The following is a 19,868-nucleotide window of genomic DNA, read 5'->3' on the forward strand; positions in this document are numbered from 1 at the left end:
CCCATAAATTACATTGTTTATACGAATTAATTTTAAATTAAGTAGTAGACAAAGTCTATGCAATTTCTACATTATTATTGACAAATTAAAAAATCATTCATTTTTACTAGACTAAAAGACCCTATAAATGATTTTTATTTGTTGTTTTTCACAAAGGTCCTCGCAAGCTTCGTATCATCTGCAAACTCTATAATACATTCTCCATAACCAAATTACATAGAAAAGCAGGTCATTAGACCTTATTTTCATTCTACCTTTTAAAATAAAGGAATTCAATATGCTCATTAAAAATATTTATTAAATATATTTTACTAATCGTTTTTGTTCAAAAAGTCGCCAAAATAAAATTAGCCTGCTAGAACCGCAGACTTCCCGTTGCTATTATTACTGAACATAAAAAATCGGGACTTTAGTTAGTCACCGAATGAAAATATGTTATAAAACGTAATATCCTTTCTTATTCTCACATAAAAAAACTGTGAAGAAATATTTCCTCACAGCATTTTTAGTTTATTTTCGTTTTAGCGTGTACGAATTTTTTCTAATTCTACTAAGAATTTATCGTTTAATACTTTAATATACGTTCCTTTCATACCTAGAGAACGAGATTCGATAACTCCTGCACTTTCCAGCTTACGAAGTGCGTTAACAATAACAGAACGGGTAATTCCTACACGGTCAGCAATTTTACTTGCTACTAATAAACCTTCTTTTCCATTTAACTCTTCAAAAATATGATCGATTGCTTCCAGTTCACTGTAAGACAGAGAGCTGATTGCCATTTGTACAACAGCTTTGCTTCGAGCTTCCATTTCAATCTCTTCTGTTTTCTCATGAAGAATTTCCATACCTACCACTGTCGCGCCGTATTCAGCCAACAGTAAATCATCATCATTAAATGTTTCATTTACCCGGCCGATGATTAACGTTCCTAAGCGCTCTCCGCCGCCGATAATTGGAACAATAGTTGTATAGCCGTCTTTGAATAATTCTTTGTTTTCTACAGGGAACACCGTGTGTTTGTTTTCGATATCCAGGTTTGCAGTCGTTTCACGGATTTCTTGTAATCCTTCTGTATACTCTGCAGGAAATTGTTTTTCTTCAAGCATTGATTTCATACGGTCATTCTCTACCTCTTGATTCACTGCAACGCCTAATAATTTACCGCGTCTGCTGACGATATATACATTCCCGCGAATCACATCACGTAATGATGCTGACATTTCATTAAAATTCACTGACTTTCCTGTTGCTGTTTGTAACATTGCATTAATTTTTCTTGCTCTCGTTAATAAATCCATTTGATATTCCTCCATTTTAGAATTTTAAATTATAGTATAAATTGACTGAGATCCTTGTTTTGAGCAATTGTCGAAAGCTTATCATTAACATACCCTTTTGTAATTTCAACTTCTGTCATTGAAATATCAGGAGCTTCATAGGATAGGTCCTCTAATAATTTTTCCAGGATTGTGTGTAATCTGCGAGCCCCAATGTTGTCGGTCTCCTGGTTCACATCATAAGCAATTTGCGCAAGTCTCTCTATAGCTTCGTCCGTAAATTTAAGTTTTATACCTTCTGTTTCTAGCATTTGCTTATATTGTTTTAATAAAGCATTGGAAGGCTCTGTTAAAATTTGCTTAAATTCATTGATTGTAAGCTTCTCCAGCTCTACGCGAATTGGAAACCTGCCTTGCAGCTCAGGAATCAAATCAGAAGGTTTCGACATATGAAAAGCTCCTGCAGCGATAAATAGGATATGATCCGTCTTCAATGTCCCATGTTTGGTTACAATCGTTGACCCTTCCACAATCGGCAGGATATCCCTTTGCACACCTTCTCTGGAAACATTTGCAGAGCCTTCTTGTTTGCCTGCTACTTTATCAATTTCATCAATGAAAATGATACCTGTTCGTTCAGCACGGTTAATCGCTTCTTGAGTGACCTCATCCATATCGACAAGCTTTTGCGCCTCTTGCTGGGTCAACACTTTTCTTGCCTCAGAAACGGTTAGTTTCCTTTTCTTTTTCTTTTTGGGCATGAACTGACCAAAAGCATCCTGCATGTTCATCCCCATTTGTTCCATTCCCGAACCTTGCAGCATGTCAAACATCGAAGGCGGAATTTCTTCTACTTCAATAGAAACATAATGGTCTTCTAACTCACCTAACGCCAGCTGATGAGCTGTTCGTTTTCTCTTTGATTTTATCTCTGATTCTTCATTCGAAGCATCATCTTCTTGATCTTCATCTGAATCAGAGCCTTGAAACAGCATTTCAAATGGGTTTTTCACGGAGTTTTTAGTTTTTGTTTGCGGTACAAGCAGTTTAACAAGTTTTTGATTTGCTTCCTGTTCCGCCCGCTCCATGACATCTTCCATCTTTTCTTCTCTCACCATTCGTACAGCTTTTTCTACTAAATCACGAACCATTGATTCCACATCTCTGCCGACATAACCAACTTCCGTGAATTTTGTAGCTTCTACTTTAACAAACGGTGCACCGACCAGCTTTGCAAGTCGTCTGGCAATTTCTGTTTTACCTACACCAGTCGGACCAATCATTAAAATATTTTTGGGCACAACCTCATCTTGAAAATCTTCGTCAAGCTTCATTCGCCTATAGCGATTTCTCAGAGCTACTGCCACCGATTTTTTTGCTTGCTTTTGCCCTATAATATATCTATCTAATTGATTCACTATTTGCTTTGGCGTTAAATCCACCGTCATCAAAAGCACTCTCCTTTGTCAAGACTTCATTAAAAGCGTTCATTCAAAAAGAAAGAAACGATTATTCCAGTACTTCTAACGTAATCTGATCATTCGTAAACACACAAATATCTCCTGCAATTTCTAACGCAGTTTGCGCAATTTCAGCAGCAGATAACTGCGGTGCTTTTTGAAGCAATGCTCTGCCGGCGCTTAACGCATAGTTGCCTCCAGAACCAATAGCAAGTATCCCGTCGTCCGGCTCGATAACTTCTCCTGTGCCGGATACAAGGTACATATTTTCTTTATTCATGACTATCAGCATAGCTTCGAGCTTTCTGAGAACTTTATCAGAACGCCATTCTTTTGCTAATTCGACAGCAGCTCTTGTCAAATTGCCATTAAATGCTTGTAGTTTACCTTCAAATTTCTCAAATAATGTGAAGGCATCTGCCACAGATCCGGCAAACCCGGCCAGAACTTCTCCATTATACAAAGTCCTCACTTTTTTTGCGGTTTGCTTCATAATGACGGCATTGCCCAGTGTCACCTGACCGTCACCGCTCATGGCACATTTTCCATTATGCTGCACTGCAAATATAGTTGTAGCATGCATTTGGGAGTCCATATATCCACCTCACTTATTTTTTATCATTTGCGCGCGGATGGCTTTTCATATAAGCCTTCTTCAAATGCTCTTTCGAAATGTGCGTATATATTTGAGTAGAGGATAAACTTTCGTGTCCTAACAGTTCCTGCACAGACCTTAAATCAGCTCCCTCATTCAACATATGCGTTGCAAAAGTATGCCTGAGCTTATGAGGGTGCACTTGAATATTTATAGAAGCTTTTTCTACTATTTTATTTAGCACAGTACGAATGCCTCTTGTGGTTATCGGATTTCCTCTTGCGTTTAGAAATACATTCTCTGTTTTGTTATTTGATTTATTCAGTAATTTTTTCCTGCCGTGGAGCAGATACTTTTCTAAAGCCGCTTCCGCGAAACTGCCAAAAGGGACATAACGTTCTTTCCGCCCTTTCCCTTTTACAAAAATAGTTCCAATCGAAAAATCAATATCCTGCAAGCGCAATTGCTGACACTCGCTGACGCGGATTCCGGTTCCATACAGAACCTCCAGCAGCGCTTGATCGCGCTGTCCTAAATCTGCCGTCAAATCACTCACACAAAAAAGCTTCTCCAACTCCTCTTCATACAAAAAGCCTGGAACAGGTTTTTCCGACTTAGGGAGTGAAAGCTGCGTAAACGGATTCCCCACAACCAGCTTCTCCCGTTCCAAAAAACGGTAAAAGCTTCTCAGTGAAGATATTTTTCTGGAGACAGACCTTTTGCTTAACGCATTGTTATATAACTCTGTAAGAAATATCCGGACTTCCCGGTAGGTTACATCTTTTAAATCATATACTTCTTCTCTTTGCATAAAAGCTTCGAATGTTTCTAAATCAGTCCGATAATATTGAACGGTATACGGCGAGGCATTTTTTTCAATTTGTAAATACTCTATAAACTGGTCCATATATGTTTTTAAATTCACAAAGAAGTCACCTCATCATCGTATAACGGATAAAGCATAGCACACTCCTTCTGAGATTGCAATGAATTTAACTAAATTGTAATAAAATTCAGAAAGGTGCTTAGAGTTATGAATATTCGATGAAGTGAAAAAACAACGAAAGGATGGCTAGGAGTATCTGAAGATCCTGTTTATTTCCATTCTATAAGTGTATCCACAAAAAATGATAAATAACTGCTCCAATAGCTTAGGGTCTTCCTGCTAAATAATTGGACAGCTTCTGTAAAGGGAAATGCCTTACCAAATAGATTTTAATAACAATTATAATTTTAGTCAACTTTAACGATTATTATACGTCTAATTCAACGATTCCAACTAACACGATGCATATTTTTTTATTATATATTTTACGTTTCTTCACACACAGCAGAACAGAAGCAGCTGATAATATCAGCTACTTCTGTGCAACTTCCTTATATTCACAATTAGAACATTGAACCTGTGTTTCTTTTTTACTTTTCTTCTCTACCAGCATGGAGTCACATTTTGGACACGTTCTGGCAATCGGTTTATCCCATGATACAAAATCACATTCCGGAAATCGGTCACAGCCATAGAAAGTTCTTTTTTTCTTTGATTTCCTTTCTACAACATCACCCTGTTGACATTTCGGACAAGTGACACCAATTTTCTTTAAAATCGGTTTTGTATTTCTGCATTCAGGGAAATTAGAGCATGCCAGAAACTTCCCATAGCGGCCCATTTTATATACCATTTCGTGCCCACATTCTTCACAGGTAATTCCAGCAGGCTCATCACGTATTTCTACCTTTTCCATTTCAGCATCTGCTTTTTCAAGCCGTTTGCTGAAGTCCTGGTAGAAATTGTCAATAATTTGTATCCAGGCTGTTTTCCCTTCCTCAACAGAGTCCAAGTCTGTTTCCATTTTAGCAGTGAATTCTGCATCAATGACTTCAGGGAAAAACTCTTCTACAAGCTCGCAGACGATGGTTCCTAGCTCCGTTGGCACAAACCGCTTATTATCCATGGATACGTAGCCCCTGCGCTGAATCGTATCCAGCGTTGGTGCATAAGTAGACGGCCGGCCAATGCCCATTTCTTCCATTGTTTTAACCAGTCTTGCATCAGTATAGCGCGGAGGCGGCTGGGTGAAATGTTGATTCGGCTTCACTTCTTTCGATTCAACCTTCATGCCCTCTTCCAGCTCCGGCAATATTTTATCTTCCTGTTTTTTATTGTCATCGTTGCCTTCCACGTATACTTTCATAAACCCTTTGAATTTTATCTTTGAACCGGTTGCACGAAACTCCACACCATTATTTAACAGATGCACGGTCATTGTATCCATCACAGCCGGCGCCATTTGACTGGCCACAAAGCGTTCCCAGATTAATTTGTACAAACGCAGCTGATCCCTTGATAAAATATTCTTTAATTCTTTTGGGTCTCGTAAAGTAGAAGTCGGGCGGATGGCTTCATGGGCATCTTGCGCACCGCTTTTATTTTTAACAGGGGCTTGCTTGCCAAGGTACGTTTCGCCATAGTTCTCTTTGATATAGTCTTTTACTTCTTCCTTTGCCCCGTCTGAGATTCGCGTAGAATCTGTACGCATATACGTAATTAAACCAGTAATTCCGCCTGAAGAGCGGCCTAAGTCAATACCTTCATATAATTGTTGGGCAATCATCATCGTTTTCTTTGCACGGAAGTTCAATTTTCTTGCTGCTTCCTGTTGAAGGGATGAAGTAGTAAATGGATGTGCTGGATTTCGTTTTCTCTCTCTTTTTTTCACACTTTGAATGGTGAACTCTTTTCCGTCCAGCTTCTTTTTAACTTCTTCCACATCATCTTTTGTTTTAAGCTTTGTTTTTTTACCATCGACACCATAAAAGGCGCCTTCAAATATTTCGTTTCCTTTTGCAAATAATCCGTCGATAGACCAGTATTCTTCCGGCTGGAAATTCTCAATTTCTTTTTCTCTATCAATAATCATTTTTAAAGCAACAGACTGTACTCGTCCGGCACTCAATCCTTTTTTCACTTTCTTCCATAGTATTGGACTGATATTATAGCCTACTAAACGATCGAGAACACGGCGGGCCTGCTGCGCATCAACCAAGTCTAAATCTATCGCCCGGGGATTCTTAAAGGATTCTTTAATGGCATCCTTTGTAATTTCGTTAAAAACAACCCGGCATTTTGAATTTTCATCCACATTTAAAACATGTGCTAAATGCCATGCAATTGCTTCCCCCTCGCGATCCGGATCGGCTGCGAGATAGATTTTTTTGGCTTTTTTTGCTGATTTTCTTAAATCTTTAAGTATATCCCCTTTTCCGCGGATAGTAATATACTTTAATTTATAATTTTCCTCAACGTCTACTCCCATTTGACTTTTTGGCAAATCGCGAAGATGCCCCATGGAAGCTTTTACTGTATATTTTTTTCCTAAATACCGTTCAATCGTCTTTGCTTTCGCCGGCGACTCAACGATAACGAGATAATCTGACATGTGCGTTCCTCCCATAATGAGGTTGACAATTTACGAATAGAAATCTTTCCTAATACTATAGATAGAATACGTTTTTGTCAAACACTATTTATTGAATAATCGAAAACTATAATTCCATTCTGTGTAAATATCTTCAGCAGATTGAATTAATTTTGCACCATCCTGAATGATTCGGTTACACCCGGCACATTGTTCTAAAAGCGGATTGCCTGGTACAGCGAACACATCCCTTCCTTGATCAAGGGCTTGATTCACCGTAATCATCGTACCGCTCTTTTTCATTGCTTCTATCACTAGGGTTCCCATTGTCAAGCCACTTATAATTCGATTTCTTTCCGGGAAATGATATTTTTGAGGCGGTGCATCTGGCGGGTATTCAGACAAAGCCAGTCCCTGCTTTACTATCTTTTGATAAAGCGGCAAATGCTCTCTTGGGTAAATGGACCGAAAGCCGCCGCCCAAAACAGCAATCGTGTTTCCCTGCCGTTCCAGTGTCAGCCGATGTGCCATACTGTCAACGCCTCTTGCCATTCCGCTGACAATCACCCATTTTGCATCAATAAGAGGCGCAATCGCCATAAAAAGCTTCCCAAAGGCCTCATTTGACGGGTTTCTTGTACCGATAACACTGAGCATCGGCTGTTTTGCTAAAAGATCCAGATTTCCTGAACCATATAAAACGAGGGGTGCGTCTTTAATTGTATTTAACATAGAGGGATAATATTCGTCAACTATTGTGATGATATGAAAATCTCTTGATTCTTCCAATATCTTCTTTTTTAATTGCGGATTATGAAGGTCTTTCAAGAGGGTTTGTGCTTTTTGATGAGGAATTCGAATAATTTGTGACAATTCATGCGGGGACAGCTGATAAATCTTTTTTAGTTCAGGATCTGTCCGTATCCACTTGCGTATAAAAGTACGCGTAGCATAACGGCATCTGCTGAGATGAATAAAATCCAGCCGATTAAAAAGATAATTCAATCCATATCCTTCCCTTCTTAATTAATTGAAGCTGAAAAACCCGGACAAGATTCTACTTCCTTCTATATTATAGAAGGAAGTAGAATCTTCTGCCCAGGTACTTTAAAGTACTTCCATACGCTTAATGCGTTTTACATTTTTCCTCTAAACCATTTTCTTTTAATGCTTCAATCATTGTTTCTCCCATAACAGAAGGAGTCGCAGCTACTTTAATTCCGCAGGATTCCATTACACGGATTTTTTCATCAGCTGTTCCTTTTCCTCCGGAGATAATAGCACCGGCATGTCCCATACGTTTTCCTGGAGGTGCTGTTGCTCCGCCGATAAATCCGACCACGGGCTTTGTCATATTCGCTTTCACCCACTCAGCAGCTTCCTCTTCCGCAGTACCGCCGATTTCACCGATCATAATAACAGCCTCTGTTTCAGGGTCTTTGTTAAATTCTTCTAATACATCAATAAAGTTTGTCCCGTTAACCGGGTCGCCGCCAATACCAACAGCTGTTGTTTGTCCATATCCGGCTTCAGATAATTGATGAACAGCTTCATACGTTAATGTACCAGAGCGGGAGACCACACCGATATGTCCTTTTTTATGGATATATCCTGGCATAATCCCAATTTTTGTTTCATCTGCTGTAATTACACCAGGGCAGTTTGGCCCAACAAGGCGTGTTTTCTTGCCTTCCATATAGCGTTTCACCTTCACCATATCCATTACCGGAATATGTTCTGTAATACAGATAACTAAATCAAGCTCTGCATCTGTTGCTTCGATGATAGCATCCGCAGCAAAAGGTGCCGGTACATAGATAACAGATGCGGTTGCTCCAGTAGCTTTTACAGCATCATCAACCGTGTTAAAAACAGGAACTCCTTCTACTTCCGTACCTGCTTTTTTCGGTGTTACCCCGCCAACAATTTTTGTACCATATTCCAGCATTTGTTTTGTATGGAAACGTGCAGTTCCACCTGTGATTCCTTGGACTATTACTTTTGTATCTTTATTAATATAAACACTCATTATAAGTCCGCCCTTTCCTATTTTTACGTCCTCTATTTGTAAGTCAATACACGGTAACTGCTTTACTTCACTGCAGCAACAATTTTCTCTGCGCCGTCTGCCATAGAGGTTGCAGAAGTAATATTTAGACCTGATTCATCTAAAATTTCTTTGCCCCGCTCTACGTTTGTACCTTCTAAGCGGACAACTAATGGAATAGTCAAGCCAATTTGTTTCGTTGCTTCTACAACACCTTCAGCAATAACATCACATTTCATAATTCCGCCAAAAATGTTTACAAAAATTCCTTTTACATTTTTATCTGAAAGAATGATTTTAAATGCTTCTGTTACTTTTTCGGCTGTAGCACCGCCCCCTACATCAAGGAAGTTAGCCGGATCGCCGCCATAATGCTTAATAATATCCATTGTAGACATTGCTAAGCCGGCGCCATTTACCATACACCCGATGTTTCCATCTAATGAAACATAGCTTAAGTCGTATTTAGATGCTTGGATTTCTTTCTCGTCTTCCTCACCTAAGTCACGCAGTTCTGCAATTTCTGGTTGACGATAGAGTGCATTATCATCAAAGTTTAATTTTGCATCCAACGCAAGAACTTCGTTATCCCCTGTAGTTACAAGCGGGTTAATTTCTGCGATAGAGCAGTCTTTCGCAACAAAAGCGTCATAAAGTGCAGTCATAAATTTAACTGCTTTACCCAGTAATTCATCCGGAATGTTAATATTGAATGCTAGTCTTCTAGCTTGATAAGGTGATAAACCAACAACAGGGTCAATCACTTCTTTAAAGATTTTTTCAGGTGTTGCTTCTGCCACCTCTTCAATTTCTGTACCGCCTTCTTCAGACGCCATCATAACAACTCTTGATGTGGCACGATCAAGAACTACCCCTACGTAATATTCTTTCTGAATATCACAGCCTTCTTCAATAAGTAAACGTTTTACTTCTGTGCCGTCAGGTCCGTTCTGATGTGTTACAAGCGTTTTCCCTAAAATTTCATCCGCATATGTACGAACTTCCTCCAGACTCTTTGCTACCTTTACCCCGCCGGCTTTACCGCGTCCACCTGCATGGATTTGCGCCTTGACAACGGTTACAGACGAGCCAAGCTTTTCCGCAGCTTCTACAGCTTCGTCTACAGAATAAGCAACATGACCGTTCGGAACGTTTACACCAAATTCTCGTAAAACTTGTTTACCTTGGTACTCATGAATGTTCATCTTCCATCCTCCTATCAAAATCAATGCACTACTATTGTATTAAAAATATAGGAAATAAACAAGAAATAGGGAACATAAAAATCAATATTATTTCTTGACTCGCCAAAATCATGGACACCATTGTAAAAATAGAAAATGAATGGTTCCTGACAAAACTCCTATTCACCTATTCTCTTTTCCAGTTTGTTTATCTGTCCGATAGATAAAAGCAAACACTTCTGACACTACCTGGAATAGCTCCTCTGGTATCTGTTCATTGATATTTAATTCAGCCAGCACCTCGACTAAGGAAGGGTCTTCTAAAATTGGTATATCATGCGCCTCTGCCCGCTCAATTATCTCTTCGGCAACAAGTCCTTTTCCTGAAGCCATTACTCTTGGTGCATCGTCCATACTCTGCTCATAGCTTAAGGCAACTGCTTTTTTTCGTTTTTCATTCATACTCGAAAATCCACCTTTCCAGAACCAGGCCTTTCCTCAGCAGTTTTTATTGCCTGACGCTGTTGTTTTTCTGTTTCCGTATAGAGCTTGCAGGTAACCGATGCCACGTGATAATCCATGTTTTCTAATGCTTCCTGCAGATTAGGACGAAGCTTTTCTACCAGCACCGGGGTTGTAGCCTGATCGTTATAGATAGTGATAGACAGTGATTTCTTTTGAACATGCAAATCAACAATGGTTTCTTTCATTCCGTGCAGATTCAGGTCAAAAATAATACGGCAATGCTCCGGGTCAATCCTCCCGTCAGCAGTCTTCTTTCCCTCAAAATGCAAATCGATATCCTTGGATACCCCCAATTTTTGGCCAGGTATCTGTATATTAGCCTGAATAAAATAACTGCTGTCATTCATGTTATTTAATTGCATGCCATTTAAAAAATGAACCACCTGCTGTGCGTTCTCTCTACTGATTCCACCACTGCTGCTCTGAAGCATTTCTAGTAATAAGTGTTTGAACTGCATCGTGTTTGCCTCATCTGTTTTCAACGAATTCTCAGCATTCAGTCCGGCATCGCGGAGAACCCACTGCATTTGCTGCAGGAACTGTTCTTTAGGATCATGGATGGTATTTTCATTTGAAGCTGTCCATATATTTATGAACCGCTGCAGTGCCTGGTAATTTTTCGGTTCGGTCAAGGCTTCCAGTAAAGAACGAACGGTGCTGCTCTCCAGCGTAACCGACGATTGATTGGCGAAATACTGCGGAAACTCAGCAGCCAGATTTGACTTAGGCTGTACGGCAGCACTGTCCCCTTGCATCAGTGCCCCTTGTAATGCTCTAGCCTCTGTCATTAATTGCTTTTGATTACCTAAAATAGACTGAATCTTCTCCTTTACTCCTTCGAAACTGCTTGTAAATGGCGCGGTTACTGTCCCTTGATTTTGTGATACAGGCGGGTTCCATTGCTTTAATGCATTTGTCCAGCTTTGCTTATCCAGGGCTTTGGAAATCATCCCTAAGTTTTGCAAAAGAGGAAACAGCACCGGTTTCTCAGCTTGTGCATCGGCTGTCAGTATAATTCTCACCGCTCTTTCATTCGAAGTTCCCAAAATATTCGAGAACCGTTCTAACATTGGAAGTTTTTTAGAATCAGATAAAGCCTCGATAATTTGACGGGTATTTCCTTCGTCTCCTAATCCTTTATTTGAAAAAGATTGCGGAAGCTGTGCTTCTATATTCTGCTTCATCGGTGCTGCCGTGTTATTGCCTTGTTGTTGGATAGGCTTCGCTTCTGTTGTCAGCTGCTGTTGATTAGCTAAAATAGATTGAATCTTCTCCTTTATTTCTTCCAAACCAGCTGTAAATGGAGCTGAAGCCGCAGCTTGATTGGGTGGCGTTTGTGTAACAGGTGCATTCCATTGCTGCAAAATATTTGTCCATGCCTGTCTGTCCAGCCCTTTAGAAACGAGGCCGAGACTTTGAAGCAGCGGAAATAAAACAGGCTTTGGAGCTTGAGCATCGGCACTCAAAATGGCGCGCACAGCGCTTTGTTCAGTAGGAAACCCTTTAAGCACGTGTTCCAGGCTAGCACGCAGCATCGGCTGCTGGCCGGGAGGGAGGGAACGTTCCAGCAACGCTAAGCTCTCACTAAGATTGCCGTTTTGAAACGCTCGCACTGCTTGGAACGAAGCTGGCGTTATCGGGATACGCATTTTCATTAGCTCCATAAGAATAGGCTGTGCTTGCTTCTGTGAGATTTTGTTATCCTGAATATACTGCATTGCCTGCATCAAATCACTTCTCTGCATGGGCACCTGTTCTCTGACAAGCGCACTGGCCAGCTGGAACGTTAATTTATTTTCTTTGATGCCAAGCTGCTGAAGAAGATGACGAATCATCTGCTGTCCATTATGCTGCTCACCGGTCATTACTTTTAATTCAGGCATTTTCCCTTCATTGGATGTTACTTGAAAAAAATATTTTCCGCCCACAGAAAGAGAAGCCTCCAGCTGGGCAATTAGCTGGCTGCCCTGAATTTGAATGGCTGCTCGATGATTTGGAAAAAGCTGCTTTACTGTTCCTTGTAAAATATCCCCTGTCTTCAGATTATGAAGCAAATTTGCCTTGGAAGAATGCAGTAATTTAGCCGCCTTTACATTGTCTTGAATCCGCATAGGCTCTCCTCTTTTTCTTTATCATTTTCCCATTGTTTTTATTGGTGCAAATGATGTTCTATGGTAAGGCGTCACCCCAAATTGATTCAGCCCTTCTAAATGTGCTCTGGTCCCATATCCCATATTTTTATCAAAATCATAGCCGGGATATTTCTTATGTAATTCCTTCATATACTGATCGCGGGCTACCTTTGCCAACACACTGGCAGCTGCAATACTGACGCTTGATGCGTCTCCCTTGATAATCGCTTCCTGAGAACAGGCTAAGCCGGGCAAATGGACTGCATCAACCAGTACATGCTCAGGAGATCGTGTCAGCCCTGATAACGCATCATACATTGCTTTTTTGGTTGCTTCATAAATATTAACCGTATCTATAATCTGATTATCTATAAATGAAATATGATAGCTGACAGCATGCTCTTTGATATAGGTGCTGTATTCTTCCCTTACGTTTTCTTTTAGTTTCTTGGAATCATTTAACCCGATTAATTGAAAATCTCTTGGAAGGATCACAGCAGCTGCTACAACAGGACCTGCAAGCGGACCTCTGCCGACTTCATCCACACCTGCTATTTTTTCTATTCCATTCATATATGCATTGTTCTCATAGCGCTGCATTTCAGCAAACTGTTTAATTAAACGTTTTTCACGCTCTTTTTTACGCTGATAGGATTGTATCAGTGTCTGAACGCCTTTCCTTTCGTCTTGAAGAATTACTTCCCATTCTTCAGTTGTCAGGGTATCTTCTTTTAGTAATCCTTTAATTTCTGTGATCGATTGCTTTTTCATAACTATCCTGCTTTCTTTTATTATCGTCATTTTATCAAACTTGTTAAGCTATCTTTTTAAACATCCTCTATATATGAAAATAGCCTACAAAGAAAAATCCCCTGCAGGCTGTTAAATATATTTTACGGCTGTTCCAAAGTGAACTTGCCTAATTTTCCTGTTCGTAAATCTTGAAGAACGATATCGGATACTTTATCGAAATTCACATGACCGCCGCTTTCTAATGCGCCTCTTTTTCTGCCGATGCCTTCAAATAGTTCTACCATATCCGAACTATCTTCTACAGCATAGCGTTCCTTCAGGTAATTCGGATATTCTTCAAATAAGAAGCGAATAACAAAGGCTGTAATATCCTGAAGAGGAAGCAGCTGGTCTTTTATTGTTCCGATTGCCGCCAGCCGGTATCCTACAGCCTCTTCTTCAAATTTCGGCCATAAAATGCCTGGTGTATCCAGTAATTCGAAGTCTTTCTTTATTTTAATCCATAATTGCTGTTTAGTAATTCCGGGACGGTCTCCCGTCTTCGCAATTTTTTTATTGGCAAGCCGGTTAATCAATGTAGATTTCCCCACATTCGGGATACCAACGATCATTGCTCTGGCTGGTCTCGGCTTAATTCCTTTCGCCTTCAGCTTGTCCATCTTTTCTTGTCCCATTGCTTTGGCAAGCTGAACAACCTGCTGTATATCTCCTTTTTGATTCACATCCACTGCAGCAGCCTGTGTCCCCTGCTCCTGATAACTTGCTATCCATTCAGCTGTTTTCGCAGGGTCAGCTAAATCTTTTTTCATCAGTAAGACAAGCTTAGGTTTTTGTCCTAAAACCTCTTGCAGCATCGGGTTTTGGGAGGAGTACGGTGCTCTTGCATCAACCAGTTCAATGACAAAGTCAACAAGCTTTAATTGCTCCTGTACTTCTCTGCGCGCCTTCGCCATATGACCGGGAAACCACTGTATAGGCATATTTTTCACCTTCCTTATTCACTAAAGTGTATACGATTCAATGGCCAGTAGACCAAACTTGCCTCTCCGACTACCTCATCCATCGGTACTACTCCGATAATTCGGCTGTCTGTTGAGTTGCTTCGATTATCGCCTAGTACGAATACGGAATCCTCAGGAACCACTTCATAGCCTTCTTCCAATTCTTCCAGCTCGAAATCATTTGTAAAGACCTGATCGTTTAAGAACGGCTCATCTACCGGTTCCCCGTCGATATACAATACATTATCTCTCACTGCTACATGCTCTCCGGGCAATCCAATGACACGCTTAATAAAATCATTTTGCTCAGGAGCATGGAACACAACGATGTCAAACCGATCTGGTTCTCCAAGCGTATAATTAATTTTATTCACAATCATTTGATCACGGTCATGCAAGGTTGGCAGCATCGATGGTCCTTCTACAACGATAGGCGCAAATAAGAACATTCGCACTAAGAACACAAAGCCTACAGCAAGAAGAATAGCTTTTATCCACTCCAACCACTCATTCTTTTTCTTTTTTTGCTCTTTCTCTGTCATCTGATTTCCTCCGATAACTTCAGTCTACCTTATATTGTAGCTAGTAAGTGTTAGATAAACAAATTCTAAGTAGTATTATTTTTATTAAAGTGCCTGTTCAAAAAGTTCGATAAATAGGACCAGTCAGCTAAGAACGCGACGTCCTGTGACTGCGATTTTAGCTGAGTTCCTCTAATCACCGTATCATTTTTATAGGACTTTTTGAACGTCCTCTTTAAGAATGAAAAAGAGCTACTGCCATGATTGACGTAGCCCTTTTGTATTCGTTTCATATCCTCTGCCGGCTGATTAGCGACGTTCTTTAATACGAGCAGCTTTTCCGCGCAGGTTACGCAGGTAGTAAAGCTTCGCACGACGTACAATACCGCGACGAGAAACTTCAATTTTATCAACTCTTGGTGAATGTAATGGGAAAGTACGCTCCACACCAACACCATAAGAAATTTTTCTTACTGTGAATGTTTCGCTGATTCCGCCGTTTTGACGTTTGATTACAACACCTTCAAATACCTGAATACGCTCACGACTTCCCTCTACAACCTTTACGTGAACCTTTAAAGTGTCACCAGGTCGAAAATCAGGATGGTCTGTACGCAATTGATCTTTGGTTACGTCTGCAATAATTTGTTGCATGATTTTCACTCCTTCCAAACTAATGCTCATGCCCTTTTATCTGAACAGCGGAACATCGTTTTACATGCTTACACGCACATAAGCACAATTAATAATATAGCATATTATGGCGTAAAGCACAACTACTTTTCGTCATTTTTTAATTCTTGAAGTATTTCTTTATCTGCTGTATCTAACGGTTGATTTTCTAATAAATCAGGGCGTCTTTCAGCAGTTCTTCTCAAGGATTCCTTCCTTCTCCAGGCTTCAATATTCGCATGGTTTCCGGATAAAAGGACTTCTGGAGCCTTCATTCCGCGAAAATCGGCAGGGCGGGTGTAATGGGGGTGTTCCAATAATCCAGTTGAAAAAGAATCCTGTTTTGCAGATGCTTCGTTTCCAAGAGCCTCTGGCAATAAACGAACAATACTGTCAACAACAACCATTGCTCCTAATTCTCCACCAGTTAAGACGTAGTCTCCTATAGAAATTTCATCCGTTACAAGATGCTCACGAATTCGCTCATCATATCCTTCGTAATGACCGCAAATAAAAATCAGATGCTCCTCCTGAGCCAGCTCCTCTGCTTTTTTCTGTGTGTAAGGCTCCCCCTGAGGGCACATCAAAACAACACGCGGACGGGAAGCTCTCTCTTTTTTCACCGCTTCAACAGCATCAAATACAGGCTGTGGTGTCAGCACCATACCTGCTCCGCCCCCATAAGGATAATCATCTACTTTTTTATGTTTTTGCGTGGAATAATGACGAAAATCAACAAGCTGATAAGAAAACTGATCTTTATCAGCCGCTTTTTTCAGGATAGAACTTTCCATCACACCATAAAACATTTCCGGGAAAAGTGTCAGAATATCAATATGCATCTAATCTAACATCCCTTCCATTAACTCCACTGAAATAACTCCAGTCTGGATGTCTACCTTTTTGACTACATCTTCAATATAAGGTATTAACAAATCCTTCTTGCCAGGCCTTTGTACTACCCAGACATCATTAGCGCCGGGAGAGAGGATTTCTTTCACTTTCCCTAATGTATCTCCCTCCGCGGTCTGAACTTCGCAGCCGATAATTTCATGATAGTAAAACGCATTCTCTTCCAATTCTTCTGTTTGGTTTTTATCGATATACAAATTCATGCCTTTCCATTTTTCTACATCATTCAGATTGGTATATCCTTTAAATGTAATCAAATCAAACCCTTTATGAATACGATGTGATCCAATTTCCAATGTAATATCACGCTGGTCTGATGTAATAATTACTTCATTTCCAGGCGTAAAACGTTCTTCGAAATCAGTAATGCGTAAAACCTTTACTTCGCCTTTAATTCCATGTGTATTCACGATTTTACCAATTTTTAATTTCTCTGTATGCATCTTTTTTTCACCTATTTCATTCGTCGATTCGGATAACCTTATCATCTTTAATTACGATAGCCTGCTCCTTCATAAGATGGTGCCAATCGGAGCCGACTTCGACCTCAACAAGAGCTTCAACCTCTTTTTCAACGATTTCGCTACCCATTTTTAATTCATCTAACTGTTCTATCTTAAAATCTAACAGCTTCATTTTTTCCTGGCGATTTTTAATTTCCTGGTTAAACCGAGTTTCCATATCTGAACGAACATTTGCATTTTTGTTCTTTAATTTTCTCATTTCAAATTGGAGTTGTTGACACTCTTGTTCAAGACGTAATTTATGATTTGTGAAATTTTGGCGGATTTTTTCTTTGCTGTCCTCTGTCACGACTACCTTAATGGGAACTTTTTTAATTAATTTCATTTCAATTCAGCTCCTGCCTGATAGATTCGGGTTTAAATGTGTAAAAAGGGAAAGTTGAGCCCTAAAAGCAGGGTCAGCTTTCCCTTTACCAAGTTATTCAGAAAGAATGTATTCTTTCTGAATACGAACCTTACATAATATCCAAAAAAATACGTTTATTACCACCAGTGTTTGCTGCATATACAACAGTTCGTATTGCTTTTGCAATCCGGCCGTTTTTGCCAATGACTTTTCCGACATCGTCCGGATGAACAGTTAAATGATACGTAACTTTAGAATCTTCTTCCGTTTCTTTTATCACAATATCATCCGGATAATCTACTAATGAGGTAACAATCGATTTAATCAGGGCTTTCATGATATCACACTACTTATTTAGAATTTTTTTGTTCGTGAAAATTCTTCATGATGCCTTCGTTAGAGAATAGATTACGCACTGTATCACTTGGTTTTGCACCTTTTGTCATCCAATCAAGTGCTTTTTCTTCATCTATTTTAACCTCAACTGGATTTACTACAGGATTGTACGTACCGATTTGTTCGATAAAGCGACCATCACGTGGAGAACGAGAGTCCGCTACAACAATACGATAGAATGGATTTCTTTTAGAACCCATACGTTTTAAACGAATTTTTACTGCCATGCTTTGCACCTCCAATAATTATCTTATCACAAGAATTGATTTTAACAGATAGTTTTTAGTCTGTAAAGTATTTTTCCATTACAAGCTTATTTTATTATAAAAAAGCGTGAAAATCAACTCTACATGAAAGGAAATTTAAATCCGCCTTTTCCTTTTTTCCCTTTTTGCATATTGGTCATTTGCTTCATCATTTTTTTCATCTCTGAAAATTGTTTTATCAAACGGTTAACCGCTGCAACTGAAGTCCCTGACCCTTTTGCAATCCGTTTTCTTCTGCTTCCATTGATGATACTCGGCTCCTGGCGCTCTTCTTTCGTCATGGATTGAATAATTGCCTCTACCTCGGTCAATTGACTTTCATCTAATTGGGCATTCTTCAAGCCTTTCATCTTGTTAGAGCCTGGAATCATGGCCATTAAGTCATCTAATGGCCCCATTTCACGGACCTGACCCATTTGTTCCAGGAAGTCGTCGAATGTAAAGGACATCGTACGCATTTTTTCTTCTAATTCTTTTGCCTGTTTTTCATCCACATTGGTCTGTGCTTTTTCAATTAAGGAAAGTACATCTCCCATGCCGAGAATTCTGGATGCCATACGTTCTGGATGGAAGGCTTCCAGCTGATCCAATTTTTCTCCCATTCCGGCAAATTTAATTGGCTTGTCCGTTACCGCTTTGATAGAAAGCGCCGCACCGCCGCGGGTATCCCCGTCTAACTTTGTCAGAACAACTCCTGTAATATCAAGCTGTTCATTAAAGCTTTCTGCTACATTAACAGCATCCTGCCCAGTCATGGAATCCACCACTAAAAAGATTTCATCTGGTTTTACATCTGTTTTGATATTCTGTAATTCTTCCATCAGGTTTTCATCTACATGCAAACGGCCAGCCGTATCAATAATGACATAATCATTGTGATTCTCTTTTGCCTGAGCAATCGCCTGGTTGGCAATATCAACCGGATTTGCTTCTGTTCCTAATGAAAAAACAGGCATATCCAGCTGTGTGCCGAGTGTTTCCAATTGTTGAATGGCTGCCGGACGATAGACGTCACATGCAACTAATAAAGGATTGCGGTTATGCTTTTTACGTAAATGGTTCGCAAGCTTTCCCGTGGTGGTCGTTTTACCCGCACCTTGTAAACCAACCATCATAATAACGGTCGGCGAACGGTCGGCGACAGCAATTTTACTTTGCTCTCCGCCCATTAAATTCGTTAATTCATCTTTTACAACTTTAATAACCTGTTGTCCCGGTGTTAAGCTTTCCATTACTTCCTGCCCGACAGCTCTTTCTTTTATCCGGGCAATTAATTGTTTTACAACTTTGAAGTTTACATCGGCTTCTAAAAGCGCCAGGCGAACTTCTCTTGTCATCTCTTTTACATCTTGCTCAGAGACCTTACCCTTACCGGTAATTTTCTTTATCGTACCTTGGAGACGGTCCGCTAATCCTTCAAATGCCATAGAAGGTATCCCCCTAATCTAAATCTAGTAATTGTTGAACATACTTTTTTGCCTCCGGATCTTTTACCGTTTCCGAAAGCTTCATAATGATTTGCTTACGTTTTTCAAATCTAGAAAAAAGATGAAGCTTATCCTCATAAGACTCTAACATTTTTTCTGTTCTCTTTATATTATCATATACAGCTTGTCTGGAAACTTCAAAGAGCTCCGATATCTCACCTAATGAGTAGTCTTCCAGATAATACATTTCCATATAACTGCGCTGTTTTGGAGTCAGCAGTGCTTGATAAAAGTCATATAAATAATTTATCCGATTTGTCTTTTCCAGCAACGGGCACACCTCTTGTTAAGTGATTTTCCTTTACATTTATCATATCCAACTCAATCGGAAATTGTCAAGTAGTGAAGCGG

21 protein-coding genes are annotated in these 19,868 nt (G+C 39.9%); all 21 read right to left on the reverse strand.

Annotated features, from left to right (window positions below; genetic code table 11):
* Positions 1 to 521: 521 nt before the first annotated feature.
* Positions 522 to 1,301 (reverse strand): GTP-sensing pleiotropic transcriptional regulator CodY, encoded by a 780-nt coding sequence (gene codY, locus MKY65_RS15265; protein WP_339178240.1) that lies wholly within the window; start codon positions 1,299 to 1,301, stop codon positions 522 to 524.
* 29 nt (positions 1,302 to 1,330) lie between these two features.
* Complete coding sequence (gene hslU / locus MKY65_RS15270) at positions 1,331 to 2,728, reverse strand: ATP-dependent protease ATPase subunit HslU (RefSeq protein WP_339178242.1); 1,398 nt, start codon at positions 2,726 to 2,728, stop codon at positions 1,331 to 1,333.
* Between the two features lie 61 nt (positions 2,729 to 2,789).
* Positions 2,790 to 3,335, reverse strand: coding sequence for an ATP-dependent protease subunit HslV (hslV, locus tag MKY65_RS15275; protein ID WP_042535046.1), 546 nt, complete (start codon positions 3,333 to 3,335; stop codon positions 2,790 to 2,792).
* 13 nt (positions 3,336 to 3,348) lie between these two features.
* Positions 3,349 to 4,242 carry a tyrosine recombinase XerC gene (gene xerC, locus MKY65_RS15280; RefSeq protein ID WP_339185267.1) on the reverse strand — a complete coding sequence of 298 codons (894 nt, stop codon included), beginning with the start codon at positions 4,240 to 4,242 and terminating at the stop codon, positions 3,349 to 3,351.
* A gap of 451 nt (positions 4,243 to 4,693) precedes the next feature.
* The gene (gene topA, locus MKY65_RS15285; protein WP_339178245.1) at positions 4,694 to 6,772 is read right to left on the reverse strand and encodes a type I DNA topoisomerase; all 2,079 of its coding nucleotides are present in this window, start codon (positions 6,770 to 6,772) and stop codon (positions 4,694 to 4,696) included.
* A gap of 84 nt (positions 6,773 to 6,856) precedes the next feature.
* A complete protein-coding gene (gene dprA / locus MKY65_RS15290) occupies positions 6,857 to 7,756 on the reverse strand; it encodes a DNA-processing protein DprA (protein WP_339178247.1) in 900 nt (299 codons plus the stop codon).
* A 121-nt stretch (positions 7,757 to 7,877) separates the two neighbouring features.
* Positions 7,878 to 8,780: a succinate--CoA ligase subunit alpha gene (gene sucD / locus MKY65_RS15295; protein WP_339178250.1), complete on the reverse strand. Its 903-nt coding sequence runs from the start codon at positions 8,778 to 8,780 to the stop codon at positions 7,878 to 7,880.
* Positions 8,781 to 8,842: 62 nt separating this feature from the next.
* On the reverse strand, positions 8,843 to 10,003 hold the full coding sequence (gene sucC / locus MKY65_RS15300; protein WP_042535054.1) for an ADP-forming succinate--CoA ligase subunit beta: 1,161 nt from the start codon (positions 10,001 to 10,003) through the stop codon (positions 8,843 to 8,845).
* 162 nt (positions 10,004 to 10,165) lie between these two features.
* Positions 10,166 to 10,444, reverse strand: coding sequence for an EscU/YscU/HrcU family type III secretion system export apparatus switch protein (locus tag MKY65_RS15305; protein ID WP_339178252.1), 279 nt, complete (start codon positions 10,442 to 10,444; stop codon positions 10,166 to 10,168).
* Positions 10,441 to 12,618: a hypothetical protein gene (locus tag MKY65_RS15310; RefSeq protein WP_339178254.1), complete on the reverse strand. Its 2,178-nt coding sequence runs from the start codon at positions 12,616 to 12,618 to the stop codon at positions 10,441 to 10,443. Before MKY65_RS15310 ends, MKY65_RS15305 begins: the two co-directional genes overlap by 4 nt.
* 21 nt (positions 12,619 to 12,639) lie before the next feature.
* Entirely contained in the window at positions 12,640 to 13,410 is a 771-nt protein-coding gene (locus MKY65_RS15315) for a ribonuclease HII (RefSeq protein ID WP_339178256.1), read from the reverse strand.
* Between the two features lie 122 nt (positions 13,411 to 13,532).
* Entirely contained in the window at positions 13,533 to 14,372 is an 840-nt protein-coding gene (ylqF, locus tag MKY65_RS15320) for a ribosome biogenesis GTPase YlqF (RefSeq protein WP_339178258.1), read from the reverse strand.
* A gap of 14 nt (positions 14,373 to 14,386) precedes the next feature.
* Positions 14,387 to 14,935 carry a signal peptidase I gene (lepB, locus tag MKY65_RS15325; RefSeq protein WP_042535062.1) on the reverse strand — a complete coding sequence of 183 codons (549 nt, stop codon included), beginning with the start codon at positions 14,933 to 14,935 and terminating at the stop codon, positions 14,387 to 14,389.
* 288 nt (positions 14,936 to 15,223) lie between these two features.
* Positions 15,224 to 15,568: a 50S ribosomal protein L19 gene (rplS, locus tag MKY65_RS15330; protein WP_042535064.1), complete on the reverse strand. Its 345-nt coding sequence runs from the start codon at positions 15,566 to 15,568 to the stop codon at positions 15,224 to 15,226.
* Between the two features lie 122 nt (positions 15,569 to 15,690).
* Positions 15,691 to 16,428 (reverse strand): tRNA (guanosine(37)-N1)-methyltransferase TrmD, encoded by a 738-nt coding sequence (gene trmD, locus MKY65_RS15335; protein WP_339178261.1) that lies wholly within the window; start codon positions 16,426 to 16,428, stop codon positions 15,691 to 15,693.
* Positions 16,429 to 16,941 (reverse strand): ribosome maturation factor RimM, encoded by a 513-nt coding sequence (gene rimM, locus MKY65_RS15340; RefSeq protein WP_339178262.1) that lies wholly within the window; start codon positions 16,939 to 16,941, stop codon positions 16,429 to 16,431.
* 16 nt (positions 16,942 to 16,957) lie between these two features.
* The gene (locus MKY65_RS15345) at positions 16,958 to 17,347 is read right to left on the reverse strand and encodes a YlqD family protein (protein ID WP_042535069.1); all 390 of its coding nucleotides are present in this window, start codon (positions 17,345 to 17,347) and stop codon (positions 16,958 to 16,960) included.
* 130 nt (positions 17,348 to 17,477) lie between these two features.
* Positions 17,478 to 17,705 (reverse strand): KH domain-containing protein, encoded by a 228-nt coding sequence (locus MKY65_RS15350; RefSeq protein ID WP_042535071.1) that lies wholly within the window; start codon positions 17,703 to 17,705, stop codon positions 17,478 to 17,480.
* Between the two features lie 13 nt (positions 17,706 to 17,718).
* Complete coding sequence (gene rpsP / locus MKY65_RS15355) at positions 17,719 to 17,991, reverse strand: 30S ribosomal protein S16 (RefSeq protein ID WP_042535073.1); 273 nt, start codon at positions 17,989 to 17,991, stop codon at positions 17,719 to 17,721.
* Positions 17,992 to 18,110: 119 nt separating this feature from the next.
* Positions 18,111 to 19,457 (reverse strand): signal recognition particle protein, encoded by a 1,347-nt coding sequence (gene ffh, locus MKY65_RS15360; RefSeq protein WP_339178267.1) that lies wholly within the window; start codon positions 19,455 to 19,457, stop codon positions 18,111 to 18,113.
* A 13-nt stretch (positions 19,458 to 19,470) separates the two neighbouring features.
* Positions 19,471 to 19,788, reverse strand: coding sequence for a putative DNA-binding protein (locus MKY65_RS15365; RefSeq protein ID WP_339178270.1), 318 nt, complete (start codon positions 19,786 to 19,788; stop codon positions 19,471 to 19,473).
* Between the last annotated feature and the right edge of the window lie 80 nt (positions 19,789 to 19,868).

The organism is Oceanobacillus sp. FSL W7-1293 (genome assembly GCF_037969815.1).
In the GTDB taxonomy this organism is placed as follows: Bacteria; Bacillota; Bacilli; order Bacillales; family Amphibacillaceae; genus Oceanobacillus; species Oceanobacillus oncorhynchi.